This is a genomic window from Vibrio sp. 10N.247.311.49 (assembly GCF_041467655.1).
GTDB classification, from domain to species: domain Bacteria; phylum Pseudomonadota; class Gammaproteobacteria; order Enterobacterales; family Vibrionaceae; genus Vibrio; species Vibrio crassostreae_C.
Genome location: NZ_JBFSVA010000001.1, coordinates 169023 through 190017, shown reverse-complemented (window position 1 = coordinate 190017; position 20995 = coordinate 169023). Strand labels below are relative to the sequence as shown.

Annotated in this window: 24 protein-coding genes and 2 pseudogenes; 7 read left to right on the top strand and 19 right to left on the bottom strand. The window is 45.1% G+C overall.

The features are described from left to right. Positions 1-145: 145 nt before the first annotated feature. A pseudogene (locus AB6E54_RS00830) lies at positions 146-955 on the bottom strand (sulfatase-like hydrolase/transferase); the annotation flags it as partial. On the opposite strand from AB6E54_RS00830, the pseudogene AB6E54_RS00825 reads away from it, so the two are divergent. Then, positions 951-1202 (top strand): annotated as a pseudogene (locus tag AB6E54_RS00825) (DUF481 domain-containing protein); the annotation flags it as partial. The pseudogenes AB6E54_RS00830 and AB6E54_RS00825 overlap by 5 nt on opposite strands. Before the next feature lie 111 nt (positions 1203-1313). Here AB6E54_RS00825 and AB6E54_RS00820 read toward each other — a convergent pair. From AB6E54_RS00820 to AB6E54_RS00795, 6 genes are all read right to left on the bottom strand, one after another. Continuing rightward, positions 1314-1733, bottom strand: coding sequence for a globin (locus AB6E54_RS00820; protein ID WP_017065836.1), 420 nt, complete (start codon positions 1731-1733; stop codon positions 1314-1316). A gap of 136 nt (positions 1734-1869) precedes the next feature. Then, on the bottom strand, positions 1870-2250 hold the full coding sequence (locus AB6E54_RS00815) for a VOC family protein (protein WP_017062185.1): 381 nt from the start codon (positions 2248-2250) through the stop codon (positions 1870-1872). Between the two features lie 146 nt (positions 2251-2396). Continuing rightward, positions 2397-2846: a redox-sensitive transcriptional activator SoxR gene (gene soxR, locus AB6E54_RS00810; RefSeq protein WP_017062186.1), complete on the bottom strand. Its 450-nt coding sequence runs from the start codon at positions 2844-2846 to the stop codon at positions 2397-2399. A 164-nt stretch (positions 2847-3010) separates the two neighbouring features. Then, positions 3011-3532, bottom strand: coding sequence for an NADPH-dependent FMN reductase (locus AB6E54_RS00805; protein WP_017062187.1), 522 nt, complete (start codon positions 3530-3532; stop codon positions 3011-3013). Between the two features lie 325 nt (positions 3533-3857). Next, positions 3858-5420 carry a glutamate synthase-related protein gene (locus AB6E54_RS00800; RefSeq protein ID WP_102332994.1) on the bottom strand — a complete coding sequence of 521 codons (1563 nt, stop codon included), beginning with the start codon at positions 5418-5420 and terminating at the stop codon, positions 3858-3860. A 226-nt stretch (positions 5421-5646) separates the two neighbouring features. After that, a complete protein-coding gene (locus AB6E54_RS00795; protein ID WP_017065833.1) occupies positions 5647-6204 on the bottom strand; it encodes a DUF1439 domain-containing protein in 558 nt (185 codons plus the stop codon). A gap of 162 nt (positions 6205-6366) precedes the next feature. On the opposite strand from AB6E54_RS00795, the gene AB6E54_RS00790 reads away from it, so the two are divergent. The 4 genes from AB6E54_RS00790 to AB6E54_RS00775 all read left to right on the top strand — a co-directional run bounded on the left by AB6E54_RS00790 (position 6367) and on the right by AB6E54_RS00775 (position 9413). Continuing rightward, positions 6367-6753 carry a thiol-disulfide oxidoreductase DCC family protein gene (locus AB6E54_RS00790; RefSeq protein ID WP_017095855.1) on the top strand — a complete coding sequence of 129 codons (387 nt, stop codon included), beginning with the start codon at positions 6367-6369 and terminating at the stop codon, positions 6751-6753. Positions 6754-6975: 222 nt separating this feature from the next. Further along, positions 6976-8319 carry an AarF/ABC1/UbiB kinase family protein gene (locus tag AB6E54_RS00785; protein WP_102332995.1) on the top strand — a complete coding sequence of 448 codons (1344 nt, stop codon included), beginning with the start codon at positions 6976-6978 and terminating at the stop codon, positions 8317-8319. 84 nt (positions 8320-8403) lie between these two features. Beyond that, positions 8404-8949: a glutathione peroxidase gene (locus tag AB6E54_RS00780; RefSeq protein ID WP_102332996.1), complete on the top strand. Its 546-nt coding sequence runs from the start codon at positions 8404-8406 to the stop codon at positions 8947-8949. Next, positions 8946-9413 (top strand): DUF3429 domain-containing protein, encoded by a 468-nt coding sequence (locus tag AB6E54_RS00775; protein ID WP_017062213.1) that lies wholly within the window; start codon positions 8946-8948, stop codon positions 9411-9413. The genes AB6E54_RS00780 and AB6E54_RS00775 overlap by 4 nt, the downstream gene beginning before the upstream one ends. Before the next feature lie 74 nt (positions 9414-9487). Here the strand turns inward: AB6E54_RS00775 and AB6E54_RS00770 are convergent, their stop codons facing one another. The 5 genes from AB6E54_RS00770 to AB6E54_RS00750 all read right to left on the bottom strand — a co-directional run bounded on the left by AB6E54_RS00770 (position 9488) and on the right by AB6E54_RS00750 (position 13591). Further along, positions 9488-9922, bottom strand: a complete 435-nt coding sequence (locus AB6E54_RS00770) for an N-acetyltransferase (protein WP_017062214.1) — start codon at positions 9920-9922, stop codon at positions 9488-9490. A 151-nt stretch (positions 9923-10073) separates the two neighbouring features. Continuing rightward, positions 10074-10688, bottom strand: coding sequence for a LysE family translocator (locus AB6E54_RS00765; protein ID WP_136979725.1), 615 nt, complete (start codon positions 10686-10688; stop codon positions 10074-10076). A gap of 130 nt (positions 10689-10818) precedes the next feature. Further along, entirely contained in the window at positions 10819-11136 is a 318-nt protein-coding gene (locus AB6E54_RS00760) for a hypothetical protein (protein WP_017070274.1), read from the bottom strand. 75 nt (positions 11137-11211) lie between these two features. Beyond that, on the bottom strand, positions 11212-12648 hold the full coding sequence (locus tag AB6E54_RS00755) for a lipopolysaccharide biosynthesis protein (RefSeq protein ID WP_017067059.1): 1437 nt from the start codon (positions 12646-12648) through the stop codon (positions 11212-11214). A 16-nt stretch (positions 12649-12664) separates the two neighbouring features. Next, on the bottom strand, positions 12665-13591 hold the full coding sequence (locus tag AB6E54_RS00750; protein WP_017062218.1) for a glycosyltransferase: 927 nt from the start codon (positions 13589-13591) through the stop codon (positions 12665-12667). A gap of 316 nt (positions 13592-13907) precedes the next feature. On the opposite strand from AB6E54_RS00750, the gene AB6E54_RS00745 reads away from it, so the two are divergent. Next, positions 13908-15056 (top strand): glycosyltransferase family 4 protein, encoded by a 1149-nt coding sequence (locus AB6E54_RS00745; RefSeq protein ID WP_017062219.1) that lies wholly within the window; start codon positions 13908-13910, stop codon positions 15054-15056. Positions 15057-15215: 159 nt separating this feature from the next. On the opposite strand, the gene AB6E54_RS00740 is transcribed toward AB6E54_RS00745, so the two are convergent. From AB6E54_RS00740 to AB6E54_RS00720, 5 genes are all read right to left on the bottom strand, one after another. Beyond that, positions 15216-15989 carry a viroplasmin family protein gene (locus tag AB6E54_RS00740; protein ID WP_017087185.1) on the bottom strand — a complete coding sequence of 258 codons (774 nt, stop codon included), beginning with the start codon at positions 15987-15989 and terminating at the stop codon, positions 15216-15218. An 81-nt stretch (positions 15990-16070) separates the two neighbouring features. After that, a complete protein-coding gene (locus AB6E54_RS00735; RefSeq protein WP_017070270.1) occupies positions 16071-16376 on the bottom strand; it encodes an NIPSNAP family protein in 306 nt (101 codons plus the stop codon). 62 nt (positions 16377-16438) lie between these two features. Continuing rightward, on the bottom strand, positions 16439-16768 hold the full coding sequence (locus AB6E54_RS00730) for an AzlD domain-containing protein (RefSeq protein WP_017080376.1): 330 nt from the start codon (positions 16766-16768) through the stop codon (positions 16439-16441). Between the two features lie 2 nt (positions 16769-16770). Then, on the bottom strand, positions 16771-17499 hold the full coding sequence (locus AB6E54_RS00725) for an AzlC family ABC transporter permease (RefSeq protein ID WP_102332998.1): 729 nt from the start codon (positions 17497-17499) through the stop codon (positions 16771-16773). A 177-nt stretch (positions 17500-17676) separates the two neighbouring features. Further along, the gene (locus AB6E54_RS00720) at positions 17677-18510 is read right to left on the bottom strand and encodes an AraC family transcriptional regulator (RefSeq protein ID WP_102332999.1); all 834 of its coding nucleotides are present in this window, start codon (positions 18508-18510) and stop codon (positions 17677-17679) included. 247 nt (positions 18511-18757) lie between these two features. On the opposite strand from AB6E54_RS00720, the gene AB6E54_RS00715 reads away from it, so the two are divergent. Continuing rightward, positions 18758-19093: a hypothetical protein gene (locus tag AB6E54_RS00715; RefSeq protein ID WP_102333000.1), complete on the top strand. Its 336-nt coding sequence runs from the start codon at positions 18758-18760 to the stop codon at positions 19091-19093. Positions 19094-19160: 67 nt separating this feature from the next. Here AB6E54_RS00715 and AB6E54_RS00710 read toward each other — a convergent pair whose 3' ends face one another. Both AB6E54_RS00710 and AB6E54_RS00705 read right to left on the bottom strand, forming a co-directional pair. Next, positions 19161-20579, bottom strand: a complete 1419-nt coding sequence (locus AB6E54_RS00710; RefSeq protein ID WP_240799481.1) for a DUF4832 domain-containing protein — start codon at positions 20577-20579, stop codon at positions 19161-19163. 38 nt (positions 20580-20617) lie between these two features. Next, positions 20618-20989, bottom strand: a complete 372-nt coding sequence (locus tag AB6E54_RS00705; RefSeq protein ID WP_170964679.1) for a hypothetical protein — start codon at positions 20987-20989, stop codon at positions 20618-20620. Positions 20990-20995: the final 6 nt, after the last annotated feature.

The following is a 20995-nucleotide window of genomic DNA, read 5'->3' as shown; positions in this document are numbered from 1 at the left end:
TTCAAGAGCAAGACACAAGCTTGGTTAAGCTGATGGTGCCAGTGAAGTTCATTGAACGAAACACGACGCTAAAACAGAACCAACGTTAAGACGCTTTCAAACAAAAATCCCGCTCAGTGTGAGCGGGATTTTTTATGATATTTAACTAGTTACCTACACCACCGGTCTTCTCTGCCGGAGAGTCAGGCGTCACTGGAGGCCACTCTTGGAAGGTTGCTAGATGTTGTTGGACAGCCGCTTGTGCCGGGCCAAATGCCCACATTTTTTGTCCCATCCATTTTAGGTACATGCCCGACTCTTCCGCCGCTCGCTCGTATGGGTCACGACGTAAGTTAAACAGCAATGGTGCGTTTAGCTCTTCTTTAGGGCCACTCCAACCGTGGTTTTGCACGATGAAATGCGCCTTCCAATCACCAACACGAACCGCTTGCAGCTTGTCTCGTTCGTAGTAGTAGATCTCTTTACGGTTTGACTCGCCTTTCTCGGTCAGCATATCCACTTGGTTGTAACCATCAAGGTGCGCTTTAAAGCCATCGTGACCTTTCAGCAGTTTTTCTTTTAGATCCGTTGGACCACCAGCCGCAGCGACAAGAGTGGGTAACCAATCCATACCATCAAAGATGCCATTGCCTACAGTACCCGCTGGGATTTTACCCGGCCAGCTAACCAATGCAGGGGCTCTTACGCCACCTTCCCAAGTTGTGCCTTTCTCACCGTGATAAGGTGTCATACCGCCATCTGGCCAAGTCATGATCTCTGGGCCGTTATCGGCAGTGAAAATGATGATGGTGTTGTCAGCAATACCGAGTTCTTCCATCTTCGCCATCATCTCACCGACGTGATCATCAAGATCTTTCATGACCACTTCTTGGAGTCCCCAACCGTTTTGACCGAGCATCGCTTCGTATTCAGGTGACAGGTGCGTCCAAACGTGACCGCGTGATGGACAGTACCAAATAGGTGTGAGATGGATAACGCAGATCAATAAGGATTGGAAGTTTCACGCAACCATTGATGCAGGGCTTGGTAGTGACACCAACTTTACCTCATCTCTGTTAACTGGCGTGCGATACCAGATAAACAGTTGGTCTGACTTAAATGTTGCCTACAAATCGACCTGGGTTGATTACGAAAACAAGGGGACCTTTGAATACGATACCGCATCGCAAGGGTTCCTGATTGGTTGGGCTGCTCATTTCTAGTCAAACAATAAGAGGTAAGCCTGATATCGTTAGGCTTACCTGACAATGTCAATCTTTCAAGAGTTAATACCGGTTTTAACTAACGAACAAGCAAAACTACCCATCAACGACCTAGTTATTCACAGTGTTTGGAACTACGCACTCTTTCTTCATGATAGTTAATCCGGCCTCGAGAGTTTCTGTCCAAGCTTGTTCGACGCTTTCATCGTAGTGAGGGTCATATTTTTTAACTGTATTGAGTAACGAATTGAACCACTCGTTGAGTTCTTGCTCAGAGATATCCATTCCTAAATCTTTATGTCGCTTCCCAAGCTTTTTTACCGAGCTTCGTACGCTCGGCAGACCCGCAGAGTTATAGATAAGAATGATCGAGGCTTTAAGCATCTTGGTTTGTTGCTCTAACCCTATATTTTCAAAACGTTCTGAAAACCTTGGGTTATGCTCGCAAAAATCAGCCAAAAACGTTTCGAGAAATTCTTGGTCAATCCGGCAGCGCTCAAAACTTTCATAAAACAGTTCGTTCGGTTTCATCTAGCCAGTCCTTTGCAAAATTTTGAGTTATCGGGAAGCTAACAAGTCCAGAGCCGCAACTTAGCCAACTCCGAACCATCAATATGATCTAAGTATACGCCACTGTGGCATAAAATGAACGATGGCATAACGTAAACTACGGCATAAAGTGCGTTGCACAAATCTTGTTTCCATCAGGATCTCGCAAATAAGCCATGTACAAGCGACGCTCGTCAGAACCTCTCGCTCCGGGGCCATTTTCAATGCTGGTACCGCCATTTTCGACGCCAACTCGATGCCACTCATCTACAACTTCAGGAGAAGACGCAAGAAAACCCACCGTCATACCGTTGCCGTGAGTCGCAGGCTGACCATCAATCGGCTTCGTTAAGCCCAACACACCCGTTTGGCTAACGTAAACACAGCGCCCTTTGGGATCAACAGAGCCTTCGCTATAACCAAGCACTTTCATGATTGGGTCATAAAAAGCCTTCGCGCGTTCAATATCATCGGTACCGAGAAAAACATGGCTGAACATAACTAACCTCTTCTTTTATTGAAAGAACCATCTAAACTAGACCTATAATTCGTGTTTGTCTAGGCACGCTATTCGGTCACAACTGTTGCTTAACCCATTGAGCAAACACCTGAAACTTAGTTCGCTGTTCCATGCCTTTCGGGAACTCAGTTAGTCTGTTCAACAATTCGTTGTGCGCCCTGCCCTTGGTCATGCAAGATATCATCAGGATTTAGCAAGTTGCACTTTTGCATACTCAAGCATCCGCAACCGATACAGCCGGTTAAGTTCTCTTGTAGCGATTTAATCTGCGCCATTTTACTGTCGAGTTGCCCCTGCCACTTCTTAGCAACGCGCTCCCAATCTCGCTTAGTCGCGGTATGGTTCATCGGCAGTGTCGATAATTCTTCGGTGATCTCTTCCAGCGTGAAGCCTATCGACTGCGCGACTTGGATCAACGCAATTCGTCTCAACATCGCCGACTGATAACGGCGCTGATTTCCGTTAGTACGAATCGAAGCAATCAACCCCTTGGTTTCGTAAAAACGTAACGCCGAAGGAGCCACGCCACTGCGCTCAGCCAACTGGCCTATGGTGAGGTATACGATGTTTCTCATTACGACACTATCCTTGAGATCATAAATATTTAAAGCTTACTTTAACTTTAGAGTAGCGACCTATTGTTACCTTAACCAATTAATGTCCTTAAACTTTGACAACGGGCGCAATGAAAAGCAATCGTGAACATGGCTGCTTTGTTTTATTGTGGTGTTCTCGCTCTCTAAATCTGACTCATGATCGATTTCAGGCTCTCGGCCATTTCGGCATTGATGATCTCACCCGTTTCTACATTAAAGTTGTCGTAGAAACTTGGCACCGACATCGACCCCTTCACATCTGCATCAAAGTAAGGTGCCGAATTTACCGCAGACGACAACACAGAGTTTGCGCCGCCTGGGCCTGGTGATGTGGAGAGCATCACAACAGGTTTGCCTTGGTACACTTTCATGTCGATTCGTGATGTCCAATCAAACACATTCTTAAAGGCTGCGGTGTATGAGCCGTTATACTCTGCAAAAGAGATGACCACAGCATCTGCTTCGCCAATCTTGCTAAAAAAGCGTTGAGCGTGTTGATGAACACCTGAATCTTGCTCTCTTTTCTCGCTGTAAATTGGCATCTCGAAATCATTAAGGTCGAGCACCTCGACTTGCGCGCCTTCGACTAAACCTGCGGTGTACGCTGCAAGTTGTTGATTAATTGATGTTGTACTGTTGGTCGCGCCAATCGCTAATACTTTCATTGTTGATCCTTGTTCATTTTTCTCACCTTTTTGCACTCATGACTTCAATTACGGAGCTCAAAATTCATAACTGAAGATTCGTAACGTCTGTTTGATAACATCAAAACCTGCACTAGGCGACAAGGTGATAGATTGTGTTTTTAGATTGGGGATGATGATAAAACCTCAAGTTAACTTGAGGTAAAGCGATATTTTCAAAATATAGGAAATAGTTTAAAAACACTTATAAAGCAGTTGATTATGAAAGGTTTAACATAGGTTGGCATTACACAGGAAAAAGTCAGCACACCCAAAATACATTGAGTGTGCTTTATCGAAGTATTATTTACTTAAAGTGATTTAATGGACAGACACCAGAGTAAGCGACACCGGATAGCTCGGCCATTTCGCGATTCCATGTTGCCAAATCATGAGGGTTAAATTGATTCAAATGATCATGCCCACATGCCCTCGCCATCACTTGCATTAATTCTGTCGAGGCTTCAAAGAAGTTCTTAAGCTGGTTCGATGCTTTCTCGACATTCAAACGCTGACGTAAATCGGCTTTTTGAGTTGCAATACCAGCAGGGCAATTATTGGTGTTACACATTCTCGCCGCCACACAACCTATCGACTGCATGGCACTGTTTGAGATAGCGACACCATCAGCACCAAGCGCCATCGCTTTTACGAAATCCATCGGCACGCGCAAGCCGCCCGTGATGATCAATGTGACTCTGTCACTGACCCCTTGTTTATCGAGATACGCTCTAGCGCGAGCGAGTGCTGGAATAGTGGGAACACAGATATGGTCACGGAACATTTCTGGCGCCGCCCCTGTACCGCCACCACGCCCATCTAAGATGATGTAATCGGCACTGGCATCAAGCGCGAACTGAATGTCTTCTTCGATGTGATTGGCACTTAACTTAAAGCCAATCGGGATACCGCCTGTCACCTCTCGAACACGGTCGGCGAACTTTTTAAAATCCTCGACCGTGTTAAGGTCGACAAAGGTGGGTGGAGAAATCGCTGCCGTGCCCGCTTCAATGCCACGCACCTCCGCGATCTTGCCTATGTTCTTCGCGCCCGGTAAGTGCCCGCCCGTTCCGGTTTTGGCACCCTGCCCGCCTTTAAAGTGGAAGGCTTGAACGTTTTTGAGCTTAGCTTCATCGTAACCAAACTGAGCACTGGCTAATTCATAAAAGTAGCGAGAGTTCGCCGCTTGCTCTTCGGGTAACATACCGCCCTCACCGGAGCAGATACCCGTCCCTGCGAGTTCGGCACCTTTCGCCAATGAGACTTTTGCTTCTTCAGATAGCGAGCCAAAACTCATATCAGACACAAACAAAGAGATGTCCAATTTGAGTGGCTTTTTCGCTTTTGGTCCAATAATAAGCTCAGTACCGACGGGCACATGTTCCAATAACGGTTTGGTCGCCATTTGTGCAACCATCACTTGAATATCATCCCAGTGAGGTAATAGATATCTTGGAACACCCATTGAAGTCATTGGCCCATGATGTCCAACCTTGGATAAACCATCACGCGCCAGTTGATGAATAAACTCGACGGTAGGTTCTTCTTTGGTTGCGCTCGTAGCTGGCGACAAATCTGGCGCAGCCGCTTGAATGTGAACCTCCGGGCCTTCTTGCCCAACTTGTTCCGCTGTGAACTGTTTATGAGTGCCATCGCAGAAAGGAAGGTTGTTGGAATACTTACAGCGACAAAGGTAGGCGTCTCCGCTCTCTTCGGCGACAAAGCTTTTCGGTTTGAACCCCGTACCAGCATGAGAACCGTCACAAAACGGTTGGTTTTTCGACTTCCCACAGGTACAGAAGTAATACTCCTCCCCTTCTGTTAGCTCGACCTTAACGGGTTTGTTATCCGCTATTACTGGACTCTTCATAGTTCGCTCACCTTTTCTTTCTTATGATTTGATGACTGAAGCGATGACTTGCTCACAAGAGTAAAGTAAAGGTGAGATACGCGGCTAATTCAATAAATGAGCCAGAGAAAACAAGCTGGATAGACAGCCTAAAAACAGAAATCTTGCTGATTCAACACAAACAAAAATGGCCACCAAATCGGCAGCCATTGTGTTTTAAATCTGAGTCTAAGCTAAACGTGAAAGGTTAATCGAATAACTCGATAACCAGCTTGTTGTCTTTAATCACTAGATTAGGTTCCGATGACTTGATCAATGACTCTTGAACCTTGTTGCTGTCCAGTTTGTAAACTGGCGACTGGGACAAAGCAAAGCCAATCATAGAAACGGCAGGCTTAAGTAGTTTGGCGACCTCAGGCGAAAGCTGTTTATCTTTTTCTTCAAAGCGCTCTAAACGCAGTGATTTCAAATAAATCTCGCCACTCTCTTTGTCATATTCAGGAATCGCACTGAACTCGATATCAAGATCCAACCTCATATTCGGCACGTTAAACACCTGAACTTGTGCATTGGTATTCGCCAGAACAGACACGCGCTCGGCATCAGCTCGGCCAATTTGCACCGCTAAGTCATCGACAGCGACTTGCGCATACATAACGTTTTGTACACCCACTTCTTGCTCTAACATCACCGAATCTTGAAGGTAGTTCGTCATTTCTTGCTCGGTCACGCTGTAGCTCACACAACCGCCTAGCATTAGGGCTATGAAGGCTAGAATGAAACGGCTCATTGATTTCGTTGTCATTGGGGATCGACTCTTAATATGTAATTGCATGGAACGGATTTTACCTCGAGATGGTACTGTAAAATAGTCGTCACAATTACAGTGTCGGATAAGTGAGTAAAATGATCCACCTAATCGGTGATTGCGTATAGTTGGGAATTGGTAAAAATAGTAAGGGAAGCAATGACTTCATTAACGATATTTTACGATGGGACATGCCCGTTGTGCGCAAAGGAGATGGCGGCACTTGCAAAGCATGATGTCGAGAATAAGATTCAAACCATCGATATCTACAGTGAAGCCTTTTCAGACTACCCTCAGATTGATGCCGACGCAGCCAACACCATTTTGCATGCACTGGATGAGAATGGAAAACTGCTGCTAGGTTTAGACGTGACCTACCAAGCGTGGCGCTTAGTAGGAAAAGGTTGGCTATACGCCCCTTTACGTTGGGCGATATTCAAGCCAGTGGCCGACTGGTGTTATCTTCGGTTTGCCAAGAACCGATACAAAGTCTCTTTCTGGCTAACTGGAAAGTCACGCTGCGATGGTAACAGCTGCTCAAAATAGTACTTGGTTAAGACATACCACTTGCGACTTTGTAATACACCACACCAAACAGCGCAGCAAAAACTAAAACGGTAACCGCGACTTTTAACCAAATAAACTTCATGTTTTGTCCTTTAAATTCTGTTTACTGTTTCGCGAGCAACGTTACCACAACAAAACATTCGGTTGGGTAATGATTTATAGAACTTTGTAGTGAGTCTTGATAACTAAGTGAGAACCTTTATGTCGGCAAAAGAGAGAAACCTTCCCACACATCGAATTTCTAGATTCAGTAAGTTCGCTTCGTTGGCGACAAGAGTCGCGGGTAACGTGCTAACGGAAGGCACCAAACAAATTGCACAAGGCAACAGGCCCAAAGCAAAAGACTTACTGTTAACGCCACAAAACATTGCTCGCCTGACCGATCAACTCGCACACCTGCGCGGTGCGGCTATGAAGTTAGGACAGATGCTATCAATGGATGCGGGTGATGTCTTAGAACCAGAGTTAGCCGACATTCTCTCTCGCCTGCGCTCCGATGCCGATCCACTGCCAACAAAACAGCTCAATCAAGTGTTAGAAAGCTCGCTCGGGAACCATTGGAAAACCGAATTCCTGTCCTTCAATTTTAAACCGATCGCCAGTGCATCTATCGGACAAGTTCACCAAGCCTATAGTGATGCTGGGGACAAACTCGCAGTCAAAGTCCAATACCCCGGCATTAGAAAAAGTATCGACAGTGATGTAGATAACGTGGGCACGCTGCTCAATATTGTTGGCTTGATACCAAAGTCGGTCGACTACAAAGGCTTGTTAGAAGAGGCAAAGAAACAGCTCCACGATGAAGCAGACTATGCTCGCGAAGCTGATTACGCAACTCGTTACCATGATGCATTGAAAGAATACTCTCACTTCGTCGTACCTAAGATTCATCCGCAAGTCTCTTCAGAATCGGTGCTCGCCATGGACTTCATCGAAGGCGTCTCGATAGAGCAAATCGAAAGTTACGACCAAAGCACACGTGACTTTGTAATGCACAGCTTACTGGAGCTTCTGTTCAGAGAGTTGTTCGATTTTAAGATGGTGCAAACCGATCCCAATTTCGCCAACTACCTTTATGTTGAAAACACCCGACAAATTGGCTTATTAGATTTCGGAGCAACCCGTGAGTACAGTGACCGCTTCAGCGAAGGTTATCGCTTGGCCTTTTCCTCTGTCATTAACAACGATGAGCAAGTGCTCAACCGAGCTTTAGAGCAAATAGGATTCTTTAGCGAGACAATTCTTCCCGAACAACGCCAAGCGATTCTAAATCTAGTGAAGATGGCCTGTGAGCCGATGTTAGTTGACGAAGAGTACGACTTCAAAGCCAGTGGATTGGCACAAAGGCTTCGTGAAGTAGGCACCATTTTGAGCATGGAACAAGAGTATTGGCATACGCCGCCCGCCGATGCGCTGTTCCTGCACCGAAAAATTGGTGGCATGTATCTATTAGCGGCTCGCCTTGGTGCAAAAGTGAATATCAGTCGCTTGGTCGCTCCATATCTTATCTCAGAGAGCAAAAGCACAACTAAAAGCGCGAGTTAATGAGACAGTAAATAATACGCAAAGTGATCATTTCATCGTGCTCAAGAGTAATAACCATTACGCCAACTAAAATGAGCCAACCCTATGAAATGTTCACTACTTTGCTCAACCGCACTGATTACAAGCCTCACGAGTTCCATCGCCTTTGCAGCGATCTGTCCCGAAATACTTAATGGCAAACAGCGCTTGTTAAACTCAACCGAAGAAATCGCCTTGTGCGATGAGTTTCAAGGCAAAACTCTATTGGTGGTAAATACAGCGAGCCAATGTGGCTTCACTCCGCAGTTTGAGCAACTCGAGCAACTTCATCAAACCTACAAAGACCAAGGCTTCACGGTTATCGGTTTCCCAAGTAATGATTTTCGCCAAGACAAGGGAAGCGAAGAGAAGACGGCAAAGGTTTGTTACCTAGACTATGGCGTGACCTTCCCAATGATGGCACGAGCTTCACTGTCTGGTAGCAACGCCAACCCCGTGTTTACAGAGATACAACAGCAAGCGGGCGTAACGCCTAAATGGAACTTTTACAAATTCTTGATCAGTAAAGAAGGTAAAGTCGTCGCCACCTTCCCTAGCTCCACATCTCCAGTGAGTGCCACGCTCAAAAACGCGATTGAGCAGCAGTTATGAAGGCGGATTACATGGCAACAACTCAAACCCGTAACACCATGGCCAAACTGGGGTACATGGGGTTAATTCCGTTTTTATTCGGTCTTCTCCTTTCGCTCACCGACAGCCAATTTATGGGGATAAGCGGTGAAACGCTGTTCATCACCTACAGCGTGGCAATTTTGAGTTTTCTTTCAGGGATCTTGTGGGCAAATGGCATCGAAAACTTTGAAAGCCAATCAAGTAACAAAGCACTGCTAATAAGCAACGCGATTGTGCTCATCGCTTGGCTGGCAGTATTGCTTGGCGAACAAAAAGAGCTAGTGACAACTCTGATTCTCATCTTTGGTTATATTGCGGTTTGGCGAGCTGAAAGGACGATGAGAGAAGAGAACCAGAGCCAAGGTCCTGATGGCTACTTTGATATGAGGACTCGGCTGACCTCTAGTGTCGTGTTAATGCACGGTATCGTGATGCTAACCTAGAGCTACGAGATTGTCTTTGAAGTGTGAGCCTTTGATTTAGTTAAGCGCCTTTGTTAAAAACCGTTAGCAACAATCTAGATGATGAGCTTCATCACTAACCTCGGCTCATCATCACCAAAGTAGTTGTCTTCTTGCTTGATGGTAACGAACCCCATCGATGCATAAAGCGCACGAGCCGATGTGTTATTTGGGTCTACAGTGAGCAAAAGCCTAGCATCTCGAGGCAACTGCTCAACCGCCTGTTGCATCAGTTTCCGGCCAACTCCCATGCCACGATAATTCTGGTCTACAGCCAATGATAGGACCCAAAACTCATTCTGCTTGTCTGTGGTTGTCGTTAAGGCATAGCCAGCAATCTTTGAGTCTTGCTTAGCAACCAATAAACCTTTTCCCCAGCAATCAAAGGCCTGACGAAAGAAAAACAGCGGATAGGCGTGAGCGCCAAACAAAGCATGTTCAAGCTGGTAGATATCAGCCAGTTCTTGTTTTTCCGCACAAACAACATTCATAGATAGACCTCATTTAAACCGAACCTCAAGTTTAAACATGCAAACTCAAAGGTGCTATTAATAATATATCAACAGCCTAAAGGCTTACGAACTACCTTAACGAAGATGCCACTTAACTAACGCCTGAGGAGTAGATTAGGTTACTTATGTTTTACTGTCGAATAACCAACAAATTTGCGCCAGATAACGCAAGAAAAACCGAGCACGCTTTGTTGAAACGCTTAGCCATTTGCGGCTTGGAGAACCAGTTTCTGAGGTATAAACCAAAGGCAGCGTAGATAGATATCGCGAGCAGCTCTAACACTAGGAATGTGCCACCTAGAATGAAGAACTGTGTGTTTACATTGGCTGAAACATCAACGAATTGAGGCAGAAATGCGGTAAAGATGAGTATCGCTTTAGGGTTACCAGCTGCAAGGGTGAACTCTTGTTTAACTAGACCAAACCAATTCTTATTACGTTCAATGTCCGCTACTGGGCTAGCTTGTGAGCGCCATAGGTTGAACGCGATCCACAACAGATACATCGCGCCAAATAGTTTGATCAGGAAAAACAGCGTTTCAGAAGTATAAAGCACAACCGCTAAGCCAGATGCAGCCAAAGCAATCATGCCAGAAAAAGCGAGGATTCTTCCTAGGCCTGCGACAAAGGCGGCCTGAAATCCGTAACAACGGGCGTTGTTCATTGATAACAAATTGTTTGGGCCCGGAGTCATGTTGAGCGCAAAACAAGCGGGGATAAACAGCAGTAACTTCCAGATTTCCATTGGTGCTTCCTAATTGCCAAATGCCGTGATTATAAAATCCTTAAACAAGGTCTTATCGTTTATAACAGCATTTCATATCTTTTGTAACTGCATAAAAAATAAGCACCAAATCTATACAGTAAATTTTCAATCAGTTCTCAAAAAACTGTTCGTACTCGGGTGTCGCTAGATTTTCGGCGACACCAATCTCACCGACGAAATAGATAGCGCTCGCAATTGTATCTATCGTTGGGTTTGATTCTCGCTCTGGGAAGTCGCCAACAGCAGGAACAGATTTTGGCGCAGACACCGAACTACAAACAAGGCTATTACATACCCTGTTTTGATTTTCTAAGGAGATAGCTTCAGGAACGTCAAAGTGCTGAGTGAGTACGTCGTGGTTAGACAATTCAGACGAAGCGTACGATAAGGTTGAGAATAGAGCTGAGAGCACAATCCACTTGTTCATGTATCTTTCCATTGATGGCATTCATTGAATTTATAAATACTATCGAATCTCACACATTATGAACAGTGTTTTATTTTAATTTGCGTGAGACTGCTTACCCAGCATCAACTTGTCGAGCAGAGCTTGCGGGACAACGATCACTGAGTATTTAACAAAGGCCACCAGCGCGATTACACCAACAGCCGATCCAAGAATAAAGTCATGGACATCAACCAACACCAATCCCAGAAGTTGATCACTCGCTATCGCTACTAATGCGATGCTAACTGCGGTTACCCACTTGCTGTGTTCATAAGGTAATTGTTCCATCGCTTGGCTTACAACATACAGAAGCATGAGCCGCACAACATAAGTTGCACAAAGAACCGCGACAACACCCCACACGCCATAAATAGGCGTCACTGTGAAATAACCAATGGCCGCCAAGACCGCACATCCACCTTGAATCCACATTTGAGATTGACTCGAATCGCCACTGAAACAACCAAGGTTAAGATAATCACCTGCATTTTTGATAACGCTAATCGCAAGCAGCGCAACAACAATGGCCCCCGCGTAATGATAACTGCTCGGTAAAATGAGAGAAATAAATCCGGGTACCGTTAGAATCATCAACGAACCTAAAACAATGGCGAGGTTCACTCCGACTAACGCCCTATCGGCACACATCTTACTGCCACCCGGCTGTTGAAGCATCGCCACACGGTTTGGAAACCACCAAAGCGCGTAAGGCTGCAACAACAGACCAAGAATCAACGCGAACTTTCCGCTAACCGCATAAATCGCGAGTTCTTCGACACCGACGAAGCTTGCCATTACCCAGCGGTCGAGCCCCATGATCATATACATTGATGCACCGCCAACCAGAACGGGCAGTCCGAATTTTAAGATCTTCGCCGAGTATTTGAAGCAACCAAAAGATCCCATCTCTTGCCATTGATAACGCACTAAACAAACCATTAGCAATACACTGGATACCGCAGCTGAAATCAACACGCCATCTATACCGTATCCAGCCTCAAGCAAAACAAAAGTCATGATGGCTTGAACACCGGCTTTCAACACATTGAGCATGCAAAAACGTTTCGCCATCGCGTTCATACGCATCAGCGTTAGCGGGATAGAAATCGCCCCATCGAGCATGGTAGGAATAAGCAGAAGCAGTATCTGGTAAGGCTGGAATTCAACTGGCAACATTAAGATTAACAACGGCATACTGAGGGCAATCAAGGCGCCCCCAAGCACGCACACCAGCACGCTCAATGTGAAGCAGTTCGAGACGAGCTTTTGCTTTTCATCACCTTCGGCGACACCCACATAACGATACATGGCATCGACAATACCGAAGCTGAACAATATCGTCCCAATGTCTGCCAGCAAGACAATGGCTTCTAAGGAACCATACTCTGCCAACGTCATATTGTGCGTAATGTACGGGATCATCACCAATGAAATCCCTTTCATCATTAATATACCGATGGCGTAGTAAGCCGACTGCTTTAAAGAACCCATAGTCGTCACCTTTTCCTTACCAAGCTGGCTTTAGGAAACTTTTACAGTCTCCAATTAGGTGTCGCAATGTGCGTTTTTGAGGTGACATGACCAAAGAACGGAAACTGTAGGCAATAGCCTGTCTATTCTGTTGTAAACCTCGATAATAGTCAGCATAACCTTCCAGTATTCTCGCCTTTGCGATTTTGAAGCTAGAAGTGGGTAGATTCCATCGTTGACTGTCATTTTGGTAATGTTGAAGAATAGTCTCTATAGACTGCAAATTTCTCAATTTAAGACTTTCAGTTTGGGTAACAGAGCTCGCTCTCATCAAGTAGCCAACCTGCACCGAGTTCAACACACCGATCTGATGGTTTTCACTCATTCGAAGCCACAGTTCCCAATCTTCCCCATACTTGATGTCAGCATTGAAACTGTCTGTTTGAGAAAACACATCCGCTTTCACCATGACCGTTGATGTTCCAATCACGTTATTTTCTATGATGAACTCCAACGGGTTCTCGATATTGATGAACAGCTCATCTTGATCTTGAAACTGCGACCAGTAACTAAAGCAGTCGACTATTACTTGGTAATCTTCAGTAAGATGCTCGTAGTTAGTAAAGCTCATCGCGAGATCAGGGTAACGTTGATGAAATTCGAGTTGGCGCTCAATTTTTTCAGGAAACCAGAAATCGTCTGCGTCTAAAAAAGCGATGTATTCACCGGTCGCCTTTTCAATCCCTAGGTTTCTCGCTTGAGGCGCACCAACACCCAATGTGGACAACGTAATAATGCGTTCATCGTCTATAGAAGCAAGATACGTCGACGTTCCATCGTTACTGTTATCGTCAATGACAATCAGCTCAACATCTTGATGAGTCTGCTTTAGTACACTACCAATCGCTTTCGGCAGGTAATCCAAACAATTGTAGGTAGGAATAACAACACTTACTTTAGCCATAATGACGCCCTCAGATTTATACGTTATATGGCTGACGTTGCATGTTCTATGCCGAGAGTGTCTTACTACAAAATCACCTCTATATCAGTCACCTACGCGTCCATTCTCAAAATGACGACCAAACACAGATGTTCAAAAAAACTGCAACTCCAATTTGATTATCAATTTGAGAAAACGAGCTACCTCTTAAGGGGTAACCTTCGAAAAGCAATCAGAAAGCCCTCCAAAGCTACGATTCGATCTTGGTTCGTATCTTGCTTTATTGGTTATTACCTTGGCTTGATAGCTTTAGTCATATGGATTTGAGGAGTAAGGAATGAAGAAAGTAGCATTTGTGGCGCCAACCTACCCAGTACTCAGTGAGACCTTCATTCAAACAGAAGTCGACTCTGTGAAAGCGTGTGGGCACGATGTTTGTGTAATGACGTTCAAAATTGAAAACAGTGAAAAACAGTTCGACTACGACATTGTCGAAATAGGTAAAAATGTTCGGAAGGGTAAAGTCGCCAGCATTAACTGGATAGGTTTCATCAAGGCTGTCTCATTTATTTCTAAGCAAACCAGCATGCCGAAAAAGTCACTGTTCGCTTATGGGTTTAAATTAGCGCTGCAACTCGCGGAAAACGACGTCGAACACGTACATGCGCATTTCTGTCAGCACACCACAGCTCACGCCATCGTCGCGGCAAAGCTGCTGAATATCACCTGTTCGTTCGTTGCTCATGGTCATGATGTTTACGAGTTCGCTTATGACATTGAACATAAAATCTCATCGAGTGATTTTGTGGTTGCAGTGTGTAAAGACATGCTTGCTGACTTCAATACCATGGCGAAAGGAAACATTAAGCTCCTGCATTGCGGAGTTAATACCAAACAGTTCCAACTCAACCCAAAAACCGAAACGAAGCAACTTCGCTTTATTTTCCTTGGCCGATTAGTGGAGCAAAAAGGTATCCACCATCTTATTGATGCATTAGCGCCGATTGCCGAACCTCTCGATATTCATCTCGATATCATCGGTACTGGCGATTTAGAGCAACAGTTAAAATTGCAGGTCAAAGAGCAAGGGCTCACTCGAAACGTGACCTTTCTTGGCGCTAAACCTCACGAGTGGGTGAAAGAGAAACTATCGAACTATGACAGCCTAATCGCGCCCTTCTGTTTTTCCGAAACTGGGTGTGTGGATACAGGGCCACTGGTTTTAAAAGAAGCGATGGCCGTGGGCACACCCGTCATTACCACCAACATCATGGGATGCAAAGAGATCGTCTCACCAGAGACAGGTTTTGTGGTTAGCGAAAAGAACGTGGAAGAATTAAGAGAAGCGATTGAGCGTTTCGCGCAGCTAAGCAGTAACGATAAAGCATCGATGGGGTTAAAGGCACGTGAGAGAGTGAAAGACAGTTTTAATTCGATCAAACAAGCTCAGCAATTATCTCGTTGGATAGAGAACCCAGCTCAATAAGGATTAACTCAGACAGCTATGCCTCACAAAAACGACTGAGCACCACAAGATCAAAAGAGCGCTACATCCATTTGAAATGTAGCGCTCAACTAAGCACTGCTTAATGATAGCAACTTATGCTTTCAGTAACTTTTATTAGCTTTTCATTAAGAAGCCTAGCTAGCCGGCTCGAAGTGCCAAAATAGACTCAAGATCTTCGATGTCACGATATTGAGCTAGCTCCTGCTCTTTCGATGAAATAGCCACAATCGACATTCTATCGGCCAATTCGTTACCTTCAATACCAACGTGTCCGTTCACATGGTAGATGGTGATTTTTGAAGCCAGTTCTTGGTAGAGAGCATACGCAGGCTTAATAATATCGAGGTTTTTGATCTCGCCGCCCGACTTAGTCCAGCCCTTTTTCTCCCAGCCCGTTGCCCATTTAGTAATACAATCAATTGAGTACTTAGAGTCACAATAAATCGCAACAGACAGACCCGCGTTTAACTTCTCTTTCGCGAGAATAAACGCTTGCTTAAGCCCATGTAACTCGGCGGTATTGTTGGTACCAACAGGCTGATACAAGCCATACCACAATTCTGTTAATTGGTTGTTTTGGTATACCGCTAAACCCGTCCCCGCTTCACCAGGATTTGGCTCACAAGCACCATCGGTAAAGATCTTGATATCAAAAGGCATATCTGTGATTTGCTGCTCCGAAAGAGGCGGCACCTTCACTTTCGTCGCCTTACCCGCAGAGCTTGGCTTTGTCGCTGTAGAACCTGACGCAGACGACGTTTTACCACCGAAAGCAGACTCAGCCTCGCCTAGTGTTGGAAACGATTTATATCTCGCACCAGCAAAGCCATCGACTTGCGCTTTACACTCGTTCCAAGTGGTAAAAATACCCGGTGTGCGACCTTTCCAAACCACATAATATTTCTTAGCCAAACTAACTCCTTACCAAAACCTAAACACACAAACAGTGAATCAGTACATTAGATGCCACCACGCTATACGTTGCAAGGTCTATCACTCTAAAACAGGTCTAAAAAAGCTGCGTTCATAACTCACGATGCAATCAACTTCGTCTGCAAATTCAAACGCTTTAATACACTCAGCATCGTTCAACGATTTAATCCGATACTCTTCATAGGCAGCCAAACTTTCAAAGGTAAACAGCGCCAAGGCAATATTGTTCGCCCCTTCCGACGGTAAGAAATAACCATTGTGTTGGCCCCCGAATTTAGCGACCAGAGGAATCCACATTTTTGCGTATGCCTCAAACTCATTTACCTTTTTAGGATCAATCACATATCGAACATAACAAGTAATCATATTTATACAGCCCTTAAATAATAGGAGAAACACAAAGCCTAAGTTGACATTGAAGTTGAAGCTCACGAGAAAAGGTAATCAACCGCGACAAGGTTATAGAACAAAAACACCGCCATGCTGACGCCGATAGTAAGTAGCACATTGCCTGTTTTCCAAATCAACAGACCTGTGACCAGCGCGCCTATCAAGTATGGGTTTTCAAAGCTTGGCCAAAATGTCTGCTCTGGTGCAAATACAATCGGCCCCCAAATTGCGGTAAGCACAGCGGGGCTTGAATAGCGTAACAGTCGACGCGTGGTTTGATTTAATCGAAGCGGGATTGCAGGCTCTAGAAACAGATACCGACTAAAGAAAACAATCGCTGTCATAAGGAATATCGTTAACCAAATCATCTCTATTTCCCCTCCACAATTGTCTTGTTGCCGTTGTTTCGCTCTTGGAACGATTCGCTGATAAAGCCCGCTAACATACCGGCAATCGCTGCAATCATTAGCCCGCCCTCAATATTGTTAACCGACATGGCAACCGAAGTGACCAGTGAAACAACCACACACACCACGACGGGTAGAGTTCGGATTAATGGGAACACCAAGGCGATAAAGGTTGCTGCGACCGCGAAGTCGAGCCCAATTTCATTAAGCGAAGGAATCTGGCTTCCCGCGACAATGCCAACAAAGCTCGCAATATTCCAAACTAGGTAAAAACCGCCGCCTACACCCGCAGCGTACCAGCGATTAAATTCTTTCTGAGACTGCCCACTACAAATCGCAAACAACTCATCGGTGAGCCAAAATCCGAGTAATAGACGCCAACGCGCAGGAAGATGGTTGATTTTGTCACGCATCGATACGCTATACAGAAAGTGTCTAGACGTGATGAATAAGGTAGTCAACAACATGGTGCCTAGACCAATACCCGCTTTAAACATACCCGCGGCGACAAGTTGCGCTGAGCCAGCAAACAAAATAGCCGACATCGCTTGCGCTTGAAGTTGATTCAATCCGGCATCTATCGCATATGAACCGGCCAGAACCCCCCAAGGGATTACCGCAATGCTCAACGGCATTCCCGCTAAAACGCCCTTCCATAACTGTGTTCGTCTATCCATTGTTTCACTATCCATATAGTTCTTTTCTCTCTTCACATTGGCTATTCAATGTAAGAGGAGTTGAGTCGGTTCGATTGTACAAACTTGCTCGATTTCATGCCCCTCTGTTTGCCGCACTTAACCGTACTTAACTGCACTTAACTGCACTTAACTGCACTTAACACAAGTTGGCCATGCCTTAGCCATGCAAGTTTAGAGCATTTTGATGTATTGCCCCGGCGTGTAGCCATTGGCCTTTTTGAAGTGTCGATGAAAATGGCTTTGATCATGAAAACCACACTCTTGCGCGGTATCTGAAATGGTATGTCCTTGTTTCAATAACTTACGCGAAAGCCTTAACCGAGACTGGATTTGATACGCATGTGGCGGAAGACCAAACTCTTTTTGAAAAGAACGCACTAAGTGAAACGGACTCAATGCCGCTAACTTAGACAGCTCCTCTAGGGACACATCGGCTTGTGGAAAATCATCTAAGAACTCTTTCACCAAGACAAGCTGGCGCTGAGTTTTTCCGTCGAGTTGAGGGTTAAGCGGCGATTTTCCGTGTCGGCTAATCAGTTTAACCAACATCCCGTACATCAAGGTCTCTCTTAACAAGCGATTGTCAGATTCATCAATCGTGTTAAAGACTAATCTCAATTGATTGGCGAGTTCAGGATCTTCAACAACCGCTCTTGGGAAGTAAGGCGCCCCGTAATTGGGTAGGTTTAGCTCTTGAGTGATCTTGGCAAGTTGATCTGGGAGTGGATACATGGCTCGATACGCCCAACCGCCTTCAGTGGCAGAGTGACCGCTATGAACTTCGTCGGCATTGACCAGAATAATCGCATCTTGTGGTGCTATATGATGCCCGCCCGTTCGATAGAAACGCTGAGCGCCCTGCTCGATGACTCCCAGCGTATAGCCCTCGTGGCTGTGGCGCGAGAAGTTCTGCTTTTCGTATTCAGCATTAAGAATTTCAAGGCCGCCGAGCTCTTCGGTTATCTTATACTCGGCCTTTTCTTTAGAGCGTTTATTGTTCTCCATAACAATTCCCAAGCCTGTTGATTATCGAGCGACTTATCAGTCTACCCTATAGTCTCTTTCAGCTTTTGTACAAAATTGCGCATTTGGCAGCTAAGACATTTTTTGACCTAGGAATTAAACGGCTCAATAACGTGCTCTAATTGCGAGCAAGATCGTGCTCTTTAAGCAGTTAGCGAAGAATTGACAAATCAACGACTTAATCATGTTCATAATCCCCGCCAATTATTGGTAACTGTTCAGAGATATGATGAAGAAAGCCTTAGCATTGATCTTTTTCTTGAGCCTTACGGGTTGCACTCATAACCAGTCGAAAGCGTTAAGCATGAACTCTTCGTCAGTTAATTCATACCCGCAGTCGATGTCGAACCTACAACTGTGCGACACCTTGTATTACGGAAGGCCGAGCAATCAAACACTGGCCGCTATTGGCAGCGAATTTAACCGAAGAGGTCTGTCAAAGCGTTGGTGTGATACCGAAACCAATAAGCTTTATTTAACCAAGACAATTGATTGGGTTACTGAACAAGTAGAAGGCAAAGAAGACTCTGAGGAAGCGTCAGCAGTGGTGTTGCCTGCGAATTAGATTGAGTAATCAGGGCTAACCAGACCATCTTATCTAGCATGCATTAGAAGAGTAATGACAATTGTCATTACTCTTCAATGATCACTTCACTTAGCCGATACCAACCATCAGGCTGTTTCCCTATATTTGCCAAATTCAAAGGTTTACTGTCACGACCTTCACTCACTGCTATTTCGATATAATAATGACCGACATTTAGATCTGTCGGCAATGAGAAGTTCGCAATAGATTTATAATCTCCAGGGAGCCAAGCTTCGCTACTTGTACTATCTTTTGCAAACGAAACCACCTGACCGTTGCTGTTTACTAATCGATAATACGCATAATAAGGTTGGTATGTTGGTGCGACTCCATCGTTAAAAATATGAGCTTCCAGAGAGAGGTTTTTCCCCATCGACAGGTAAGCTGAATGACGAATCGTATCGACTCGAAAGCGATATCCAATTTTTAGCAACGCATTATCTAACAAATCGCGGTACTGTTCGGGAATTGGCTTCGATTTCAAGTTTAGGCTACTCGCATGCTGATTAATCGCCCAGTCTAATGAGGCAGCCACTTGAGCTCTTGTGTAATGTTGTGTGGCTAGCCAACCATGCATGTCACCACAGACTTCAAAACTAACCGGCTGGTGCTGCCAAGCCGTATCAAATATTGGTGTTTGCGAGTTTGCTTGTTGAATTCGATACGGGTAGTCATCATTCATATGACTCCAAGTAGGGCCAAAATTATGCCAATCGCCCCAGCAATCGGCACGCCAGCCAGCACCTTTTTCTATTGCGTATGCGAAAGAATCCCCCCCGTTGATAAGCATTAATTTTGCAGTATTTGGGAATGCTGAAAAGTGCAGATCAACGAACTTATTTAACTGGTGTTCTGAATACCTACTAAATAGTGGTTCAAGCTCTGGAAAGTTGCTGTTATGCCACTCTCCCCAAGAACCCACCATACCTATGTCAATCTGAGCCAGCCGCGAGTCATTATCGTAACGTTGCCCATAAGCACTAAGTAATTTTTCTACATAGTATAAATAAGTTGGGTCATCGAGATCGGCTACGAAAGTTTTTCCATTTTCAACCCACTGCCCTTCGATACCTTTATCGATGAGCCATTGTGGAATTTTTGTTCCTGAGAATGGTTCATCAAGTGTCATAAAACGCAAAGCTACTCGCTTTGATTGCTTGGCATTCTGTTCAAGCAAGTCATCAATGAGAGAAAAGTTATATTCACCTTCGCTTGGCTCAAGTTCACTCCAATAATACCGGTAGTATCCCATTCCCGAGACAGGATATTGCTCAAGAGTTAGTACGGTACCCCACCCGTCGTGAAACGTTTCAACCCCCATACCTGGATTAGAGATAGGTGTATTGAGTGCCGTGATTGACGTCACTTTATCCCCTACTTCGTCAGCATAGGCGTATGAGGTAACAAAGAATACTAACGATAATAGGTATAGCCATGAGCACTGCCAGTTAGTGACTTTTTTCACTTGTTTATTTCCTATCATTTATCACTCGAGTTCAACCCTTATAGTGATTGAAACCAGTCCCATATACCTAGTGAAAAGCTCTCGAACAGATCGATACCCAGTGCAGACTTTAACAAATACAATGCCAGTAGAGCGAGCATCCCCCCCGCAAGGACAAAGGTAGTTAGCAATACCGTTGTAGCATAGACTAACCATTTAGACTCACCTTGACGCTCTGCTGTACGACGATCACGCCCACTCAACAGCACGACATAGTAGCGCTTGCCAAACCAAGGAAAGCTTTTACGGATATCAACGGAATGTTTTGCGACTAAGCCAACTTGATTAACTGCTTTTTCAATAGCTTGCCTTTGTTCTTCACTCAAGCTTTGTTGCGTTTCTTGCTGTAAAACTCGGTAAAATTGAGTCACTGCCCG

What these genes read in the sequence shown, in the direction of transcription:
- AB6E54_RS00735 (WP_017070270.1), bottom strand. Translation starts at nt 16,376, where the DNA reads ATGATTACTTGTTATGTTCGATATGTGATTGATCCTAAAAAGGTAAAT.
- soxR (WP_017062186.1), bottom strand. Translation starts at nt 2,846, where the DNA reads ATGAGAAACATCGTATACCTCACCATAGGCCAGTTGGCTGAGCGCAGT.
- AB6E54_RS00795 (WP_017065833.1), bottom strand. Translation starts at nt 6,204, where the DNA reads ATGACAACGAAATCAATGAGCCGTTTCATTCTAGCCTTCATAGCCCTA.
- AB6E54_RS00820 (WP_017065836.1), bottom strand. Translation starts at nt 1,733, where the DNA reads ATGAAACCGAACGAACTGTTTTATGAAAGTTTTGAGCGCTGCCGGATT.
- AB6E54_RS00815 (WP_017062185.1), bottom strand. Translation starts at nt 2,250, where the DNA reads ATGTTCAGCCATGTTTTTCTCGGTACCGATGATATTGAACGCGCGAAG.
- AB6E54_RS00790 (WP_017095855.1), top strand. Translation starts at nt 6,367, where the DNA reads ATGACTTCATTAACGATATTTTACGATGGGACATGCCCGTTGTGCGCA.
- AB6E54_RS00750 (WP_017062218.1), bottom strand. Translation starts at nt 13,591, where the DNA reads ATGGCTAAAGTAAGTGTTGTTATTCCTACCTACAATTGTTTGGATTAC.
- AB6E54_RS00745 (WP_017062219.1), top strand. Translation starts at nt 13,908, where the DNA reads ATGAAGAAAGTAGCATTTGTGGCGCCAACCTACCCAGTACTCAGTGAG.
- AB6E54_RS00775 (WP_017062213.1), top strand. Translation starts at nt 8,946, where the DNA reads ATGAAGGCGGATTACATGGCAACAACTCAAACCCGTAACACCATGGCC.
- AB6E54_RS00805 (WP_017062187.1), bottom strand. Translation starts at nt 3,532, where the DNA reads ATGAAAGTATTAGCGATTGGCGCGACCAACAGTACAACATCAATTAAT.
- AB6E54_RS00720 (WP_102332999.1), bottom strand. Translation starts at nt 18,510, where the DNA reads ATGGAGAACAATAAACGCTCTAAAGAAAAGGCCGAGTATAAGATAACC.
- AB6E54_RS00785 (WP_102332995.1), top strand. Translation starts at nt 6,976, where the DNA reads ATGTCGGCAAAAGAGAGAAACCTTCCCACACATCGAATTTCTAGATTC.
- AB6E54_RS00755 (WP_017067059.1), bottom strand. Translation starts at nt 12,648, where the DNA reads ATGGGTTCTTTAAAGCAGTCGGCTTACTACGCCATCGGTATATTAATG.
- AB6E54_RS00765 (WP_136979725.1), bottom strand. Translation starts at nt 10,688, where the DNA reads ATGGAAATCTGGAAGTTACTGCTGTTTATCCCCGCTTGTTTTGCGCTC.
- AB6E54_RS00780 (WP_102332996.1), top strand. Translation starts at nt 8,404, where the DNA reads ATGAAATGTTCACTACTTTGCTCAACCGCACTGATTACAAGCCTCACG.
- AB6E54_RS00770 (WP_017062214.1), bottom strand. Translation starts at nt 9,922, where the DNA reads ATGAATGTTGTTTGTGCGGAAAAACAAGAACTGGCTGATATCTACCAG.
- AB6E54_RS00725 (WP_102332998.1), bottom strand. Translation starts at nt 17,499, where the DNA reads ATGGATAGTGAAACAATGGATAGACGAACACAGTTATGGAAGGGCGTT.
- AB6E54_RS00760 (WP_017070274.1), bottom strand. Translation starts at nt 11,136, where the DNA reads ATGAACAAGTGGATTGTGCTCTCAGCTCTATTCTCAACCTTATCGTAC.
- AB6E54_RS00730 (WP_017080376.1), bottom strand. Translation starts at nt 16,768, where the DNA reads ATGATTTGGTTAACGATATTCCTTATGACAGCGATTGTTTTCTTTAGT.
- AB6E54_RS00715 (WP_102333000.1), top strand. Translation starts at nt 18,758, where the DNA reads ATGAAGAAAGCCTTAGCATTGATCTTTTTCTTGAGCCTTACGGGTTGC.
- AB6E54_RS00800 (WP_102332994.1), bottom strand. Translation starts at nt 5,420, where the DNA reads ATGAAGAGTCCAGTAATAGCGGATAACAAACCCGTTAAGGTCGAGCTA.